The sequence below is a fragment of the Mesorhizobium sp. M4A.F.Ca.ET.050.02.1.1 genome (assembly GCF_003997725.1).
Classification (GTDB): domain Bacteria; phylum Pseudomonadota; class Alphaproteobacteria; order Rhizobiales; family Rhizobiaceae; genus Mesorhizobium.
This window is the reverse complement of record NZ_RZSG01000288.1, coordinates 1-6,863: the sequence shown is the minus strand read 5'-3', so window position 1 is coordinate 6,863 and position 6,863 is coordinate 1. Positions and strand designations below refer to the sequence as shown.

Sequence of the window (6,863 nt, the reverse complement as noted above, 5' to 3'; positions counted from 1 at the left end):
ATGCCAGCGCGCCCGAATGACGGCGACGCGAACGATTTCATAGTCTTTCGGGGAATGCTGATTCATGGGTCCATCCTTCCGTTTCGAACCAGAATCAGGACGCACGATACGAAAACCCGGCCCGCGCGAGCGGCCCGTCCTTCCGTTCGTTCTCTTTCATCCGGACTGTGACCGTCGGCTCCGGAATCACACCGGATCTGCTGACCTTCCTTTCCGGGAAGCGCTCGCGGGCTTGAGCCGAGGCTCTTACCGCCGGTGGGGACTTTCACCCCGCCCTGAGAACTTTGACGGTGAAGCTATGGAGGGGGAGGGCGGCGCTGTCAATTAGCGCCGTCGCCGCAGCTGCCAATCTTCCTCCTTGTGGCTAACCACGCTCCGGGAACATCGCCTTCAGCCCCTCGCGTGAGGCCTTGGCGACGCCGCGCTCGGTGATCAGGCCGGTGACAAGCCGCGCCGGCGTGACGTCGAAGGCCGGGTTTGCCGCGGGCGTCGCTTCCGGCGAGACGCGCACCTGCGCGATCTCGCCCTTGGCGTTCTTGCCCCAGACCAGCGACACCTCGTCGCCGGAGCGCTCCTCGATCGGGATTTCTGCAAGCCCGTCGCCCACCGTCCAGTCGATGGTCGGAGAGGGCAGCGCGACATAGAACGGCACGTCGTTGTCGGAGGCGGCGAGCGCCTTGAGATAGGTGCCGATCTTGTTGCAGACGTCGCCATCCGCGGTGGTGCGGTCGGTGCCGACGATAACCATGTCGATCTGGCGACGCTGCATCAGATGGCCGCCGGCATTATCGACGATCAGCGTGTGCGGCACGCCGTGGCCGGCCATCTCCCAGGCGGTCAGCTGGGCGCCCTGATTGCGCGGCCTGGTCTCGTCGACATAGACATGGACCGGAATGCCGGCTTCGGTTGCCAGATATATTGGCGCGGTTGCGGTGCCGTAATCGACCGTCGCCAGCCAGCCGGCGTTGCAATGGGTCAGGATGTTGACCGTCTCTCCCGGTGCTTTTCGCGCCGCGATTTGCTTGATGATGGCAAGCCCGTTCTCGCCGATGGCGCGGTTCAGCCCGACATCCTCGTCCGCGATCTCGGCGGCGCGCCGATAGGCGGCCCCGGCCCGCTCGGCCGGCGGCAGCGGCTTCAGAACCCGCCGCATCTCGTCAAGCGCCCAGCGCAGGTTGATCGCCGTCGGGCGTGTCGCGTGCAGTGTCTCCCAGACGGCGTCCAACGCCGCATCCGACGGGTCGTCTTCCATCTGGATGGCGACGCCATAGGCGGCGGTGACGCCGATCAGCGGCGCGCCGCGCACCCACATGTCGCGGATCGCGGTGGCGATACCGGCAACGGTGCCGATCGTCTCGATGCGGAACTCATGCGGCAGCCAGCGCTGGTCAATGATCTCGACCGAGCGGCCGTCATCGCTCAGCCAGATGGTGCGGTAGTGGCGGTCGCCGACGTTCAAAGGCTGCTCTCCTGTTCGATCAGCGCGGCCAGGCTGTTGACCTCGTCGATGCTGTATATCTGGCGCCGGTTGACGGCGAGATGGCGGCCGAACTTCAGTGCCTTTGCTTCGCATGTGGCGCGCAGATCCTGATCGGCAATGGTCTCGAAATCGGCATTGTGGGCGAGGCCGAGGATGCGCCGGTGCACCTCGATGCCGGCAAAGCCGAGCAGGTCGGTCCAGATCGAGTGCAGCATGTGGTCGAGCGCCTGCTCGGCGCCGAGCAGATCGCCTTGATCCTCGAACAGGCTTCTGTGGTAGAGCATGCCGGTGCGCTCGGTCCGCCACAGATGCGAGAACTCGGCGCGGAACACGGCCCAGGTTTCGGCGGTGACCCCGAGCAGGTAGGCGCGCATGGCGTCGCGCCTGCCTTTGTCTTCATGGCCGTGCTGCGAGAAGAATGACATCCAGAAATTGGCGAGCAGCATGCCAACGTCGAAGGCGATCGGGCCATAGAAGGCGAACTCCGGATCGATCATCCGGGTTTCGGTATCGGTGACCATGATCGAGCCGGAATGCAGGTCGCCATGCAAGAGCGTCTCGGCGTTGGCGGCGAACAGATGTTTCAGACGCTGCGCCTCGACCTTGAGGTCGCGGTCTGCGCGCAGCTCGGCGACCAGGCCGTCGAGCTGCGGCGACGTATGCCGGTTCAGCTTGGCGTCGAAATAGGGATCGGTGAACACCAGGTCCTCGGTGATGCCGCATAGCTCGACATTGTCGGCGAACAGCGCCAAATCGGCTTTGCGGTCCTTGGTCGGCATATGCAGGTCGGAGCCGCGGAACAGGGTGCGGGCCATGAACAGGCCGATGTCGCGGGCGATGTTCGGCAGTTGCCGGCCTTCGATCAGCGCACGCCGCAGGATGATGTGCGGCGGCGCCAGATATTCCATGACGATCAGCGCCTGGGCCTCGTCGAAATGGTGGATCGACGGCACCGAGCCGGGCGCTCGGCGCTCCTGCCTTGTCAGCGCGTGATACTCGAAGAACGAGCGTTTCAACGGCAGCGGCCAGCTGTCGCCGACCAGCCGCACATAGGGCAGGGCCTGCTTGACGACGACCGCGCCTTCGTCGCCCTCGACGATGAACACCAGGTTGAGATTGCCGTCGCCGACCTCACGCACCTTCCAGCGTCGGGCATCCTTGCCGATCTGCGCGGTGACGGCCTCATTGGCGCCGAGGCGCGCCGGCAGCGTTTCGACCGATAGTGCTTCGAACGGCAGTTTCTGCGTCATCATCATCCTCTCGCTTATGCGCTCCGAACATAAAGGAGGCATGGCGGCGGGGCCAAGCTAGGAAGCATGCTGGCAATTGTCAATCGTGTTGACAATTGCCGATATAGCCCATAGCGTCGGGATCAGGGAGGAATGAATGGGCACTGGTGCCGTGTTCCGCGTGGACGGCCTAAGGAAGTCCTTTGGCCATATCGAGGTGCTTGGCGGCATCTCGCTCGACTTGCATGCGGGCGAAGTCACCGTGCTGATGGGCGCCAACGGCGCCGGCAAATCCACCCTGGTCAAGATCGTCAGCGGCGTCTACGAGCTCGGCGGCGGCACGATGCATCTCGCCGGCGAGGACTTCGCGCCGAACACGCCGGCCGAGGCGATCCGCGCCGGCGTCGTCACCGTGCATCAGAACATCAATGACGGGGTCGTCGCCGACCTCGACGTCGCCACCAATCTGACGCTGGACCGCCTGAGCGGCAGCGGCGTGCCGACCTTCTTCAATCCCGGCCGCGTGCGCCGCGAGGCCAGGGCCGTCGCCGATCGCATGGGGCTCGCCATCGACCTCAAGGCCCGGGTCAGCGATCTCTCGCTGGCAGACCGGCAGATGGTGGCGATCGCGCGGGCCATGGCGCACCGGCCGAAAGTGCTGATCCTCGACGAGCCGACCTCGTCGCTGTCCAGCGCCGAGGCCGACCGGCTGTTCCAGCTCATCGACCGGCTGCGCGAGCAAGCGGTGGCGATCCTCTACATCTCGCATCGCATGTCCGACATCCGCCGGCTCGCCGACCGCATCGTCTCGATGCGCGACGGCGTGGTGAGCGGCCTGTTCGACACCAAGCCGCTCGACTATGAGGGCGCCGTCAACGCCATGCTCGGCCGCAAGATCCATCTCGACCGGGTGGTCGCGAGAAGCTCGGCGCGCGCTGTCTTCAACACGGAAGGCCTGCGGATCGCGCAAGGGTCGAAGCCGATCTCGATGACGCTCGGCGCCGGCGAGGTGGTGGCGATCACCGGCTTGGTCGGCGTTGGCAAGACGGCGCTGGCCGAAACCTTGTTCGGTGTGCGCCGGCCGCTGTCCGGCACCATGACCATGGACGGCAAGCCCTATGCGCCGGCATCAGCAGGCGAGGCGATCGCGGCCGGCGTTTTCCTTGTCGCCAAGGACCGCGCCACCAGCGGCATCGTCGGCGGCTTCAACATCGAGCGCAACATCAGCCTGCCCTTCCTCAAGCGCATGTCAGGCTTCGGCATCATGAAGCGGCGCGCCGAACGCAGCATCGCACGCCGGCAGATCGACGAGCTCGCCATCGTCTGCCGTTCGGAGAAGGACGAGCTTTCCGCACTTTCGGGCGGCAATCAGCAGAAGGTGATGGTCGGCCGCTGGATGTCGCAGGATGCAAAACTGTTCATCCTCGACGAACCGTTTCAGGGCGTCGACATCTCGGCCCGGCGCGACATCGCCTCCAAGCTCCGAGCGAGCGCCGACGGCCGCGCCACGCTGCTCTTCGTCATTGAGCTCGACGAGGCGCTGGAGACGGCCGACCGCATCCTGGTCATGTCGGAGCAGACGATCGTCGGCGAACACAGGAACGAAGACATCGATCTCGAGCGGCTGCTTGCCGAAGTGGCGGGCGGCCCGCTGCACAGTGCGGCGTGAGGATCATGGACAGGAATGGAGCAGGGATGCGTTGGACTGACATGGCAACGGCGCCGGAGAGCGCTGCATGATGTTGCGTGACCATGCCATCCGCTACGGCTTCATCGTCCTTCTGTTCGGCCTGATCGCCTATTTCGCGGTCGCCGCCGACGGTTTCGTGTCGCCGCAGAGCGCGGTCTTCATCTTCCAGTCCGTCGCCATCACTGGCGTGCTGGCGCTCGGCGTCACGGCGACCCTCGTAGTCGGCGGCTTCGACCTGTCGATCGGCTCGGTCGCCACCAGCGCCATGATGGCGGCCGCCTATGTCATGGTGGTTCTGGAGCAGAACGCCGTCGTCGCGGTCGTCGTCTGCCTGCTCATAGGCGCCGTCGTCGGCCTGATCAACGGCTGGCTGATCGTCTACATGCCCGACCTGCTCGCCACGCTCGGCATGATGTTCCTGCTCGTCGGCCTGCAGCGCATCCCAACCGAAGGCCGTTCGATCGCCACCGGCATGACCATGCCCGACGGCTCGGTCGCCAACGGCAAGTTCGGCGAAGCCTTCCTGGCGCTCGGACGCCATCGCTTCGATTTCTTCGTGCCCAACCTCGTTCCGGTGTCGGTCGTGGTGCTGATTGTGCTGGCGCTGCTGATCTGGTTCTTCCTCGAATACACGCGCTTCGGCCGCATGATGTATGCCGTCGGCAGCAATGAGCGCGCGGCCGAACTCGCCGGCGCGCGGGTCAAGGCCTACAAGATCTGGGCCTATGTCATTTCGGGCGTCTTTGCCGCGATCGGCGGCATCCTGCTCGCCGCCCGGCTTGGCCGTGGCGACATTGCCTCGGGCAACAATCTGCTGCTCGACGCGGTGGCGGCCGCGCTCATCGGCTACGCGGTGCTTGGCGCGGCCAAGCCAAACGCCTTCGGCACGGCCGTCGGCGCGGTCTTCGTCGGGGTGCTGCTACAGGGCCTGACGATGATGAACGCGCCCTACTACACGCAGGATTTCGTCAAGGGCGGCGTTCTCGTCGTCGCCCTTGTCTTCACCTTCGCCCTTTCCGGCAGGGGCGGGAGATAGGTTCGACCGGTCAAAACAGTGGAGGAAAACGACATGAACATCACAAGAAGACTTCTGGGGAAGGTGGCGCTCGGGCTTGCGGGCGCCACGATGCTGATGCAGGTCCCGGCTCTTGCCGCCGACAGACCGGCGCCGTTCGACAAGCCCGGCGTCAAGATCGCGCTGGTGCGCTATCTGTCGACCGGCGACTTCTTCCAGGCCTATCTCTCGGGCGTCGAGGCGCAGGCCAAGGCGCTTGGCGTCGACCTGCGCGTGCTCGACAGCCGCCAGGACGCCGCCCTTCAGGCCGACATGGTCGACCAGGCCATCGCGCTCGGCGTGCAGGGCATCATCATCCAGCACGGCCTGACGGAATCGATGAAGGATGCCGCGCAGCGCGCGGTCGACGCCGGCATCAAGGTCGTCGCTTTCGACGTCAATGTCGAGAACCCGAAGATCCCGCAGATCGAGCAGTCCGACCGCGACCTTGCCCGTCTCGCGCTAGAGCAGGCGGTCACGGACAATGGCGACAGCTGGACGGCCGGCTATGTCTACGTCGCCGGCATCGCGCCGCTCGACCGCCGCAACGAGACCTGGGTCGACGTGAAGAAGAAGCATACGGGCATCAACGAGGTCGCCATGTTCGGCACGCTCGACAACCCGATTGCCAACTCCGTCGCCAACCAGGCACGCTCGGTGCTGTCGGCGCATCCCGACATAAAGGTAATGTTCGCCCCCTATGACGAATTCGCCAAGGGGGTGAAGATCGCCGTCGACGAGGCGGGTCTGAACAAGGCCGTCAAGATCTACTCGGCCGACATCTCGACCTCTGACATCGCCGCGATGCGCGAGCCGGACAGCGCCTGGGCCGCCACCGCAGCCACCAACCCGGCCGTCGTCGGCCAGGTCTCGGTGCGAGCGCTGGCGCAACTGCTCGCCGGCGAGGATCCCGGCCACAACGTCATCGTGCCGCCGACGCTGATCACCCAGAAGGAGCTCGTGGACAAGGACATCAAGAACATGGAGGACCTGTCGGCCAAGCTGCCGCAGTTCGCCCATGCCGATGTCGCCATGCCGGCCTGGATGCCGAACCCGAACGCCAAGTAGTTCTGGTCTAGGCGCGTTCGCCTCTGATGGCATTGATGCGACGCGCTTCCGACTCCCAACTGCTGCACGCTTTTGGCGACATTAGCAACGTTGGCGCTGCCCCTCATCCGCCTGCCGGCACCTTCTCCCCGTATAGTGACAGGGAGAAGGTGCTGGCCGCGACGCTGGCGCATATTCTGCAACGCTGGAGGTTGACGAAACCATCCGCGACAGGGTGTCCAGCCGATAGATGGGTAACAGTTTGAACCGGATACATAGGTAACAGTTCTCCCCCTATTTGTCCGCTGCAGCGCCAAGCGGATTGGTTAGCGCGGCGCTGCAGCGGACAAGCGTCATACGCCT

At 65.0% G+C, this 6,863-nt stretch carries 5 protein-coding genes and 1 riboswitch; of the genes, 3 read left to right on the top strand and 2 right to left on the bottom strand.

The annotated features are described in order from the left end of the window. Positions 1-144: 144 nt before the first annotated feature. Positions 145-287, bottom strand: a riboswitch (FMN riboswitch). A 77-nt stretch (positions 288-364) separates the two neighbouring features. Continuing rightward, a complete protein-coding gene (gene mtnA, locus EOA33_RS19005; RefSeq protein ID WP_127406279.1) occupies positions 365-1,459 on the bottom strand; it encodes an S-methyl-5-thioribose-1-phosphate isomerase in 1,095 nt (364 codons plus the stop codon). Next, positions 1,456-2,730, bottom strand: a complete 1,275-nt coding sequence (mtnK, locus tag EOA33_RS19000; protein WP_127406280.1) for an S-methyl-5-thioribose kinase — start codon at positions 2,728-2,730, stop codon at positions 1,456-1,458. The genes mtnA and mtnK overlap by 4 nt, the downstream gene beginning before the upstream one ends. 136 nt (positions 2,731-2,866) lie before the next feature. Between mtnK and EOA33_RS18995 the strand changes: the two genes are divergently transcribed. The 3 genes from EOA33_RS18995 (at position 2,867) to EOA33_RS18985 (ending at position 6,521) form a co-directional block, all read left to right on the top strand. Beyond that, on the top strand, positions 2,867-4,378 hold the full coding sequence (locus tag EOA33_RS18995) for a sugar ABC transporter ATP-binding protein (RefSeq protein ID WP_127406278.1): 1,512 nt from the start codon (positions 2,867-2,869) through the stop codon (positions 4,376-4,378). Between the two features lie 67 nt (positions 4,379-4,445). Then, positions 4,446-5,435: an ABC transporter permease gene (locus EOA33_RS18990; protein ID WP_127406277.1), complete on the top strand. Its 990-nt coding sequence runs from the start codon at positions 4,446-4,448 to the stop codon at positions 5,433-5,435. A 33-nt stretch (positions 5,436-5,468) separates the two neighbouring features. Continuing rightward, positions 5,469-6,521, top strand: a complete 1,053-nt coding sequence (locus EOA33_RS18985) for a substrate-binding domain-containing protein (RefSeq protein WP_127406276.1) — start codon at positions 5,469-5,471, stop codon at positions 6,519-6,521. The last annotated feature ends 342 nt before the right edge of the window (positions 6,522-6,863 follow it).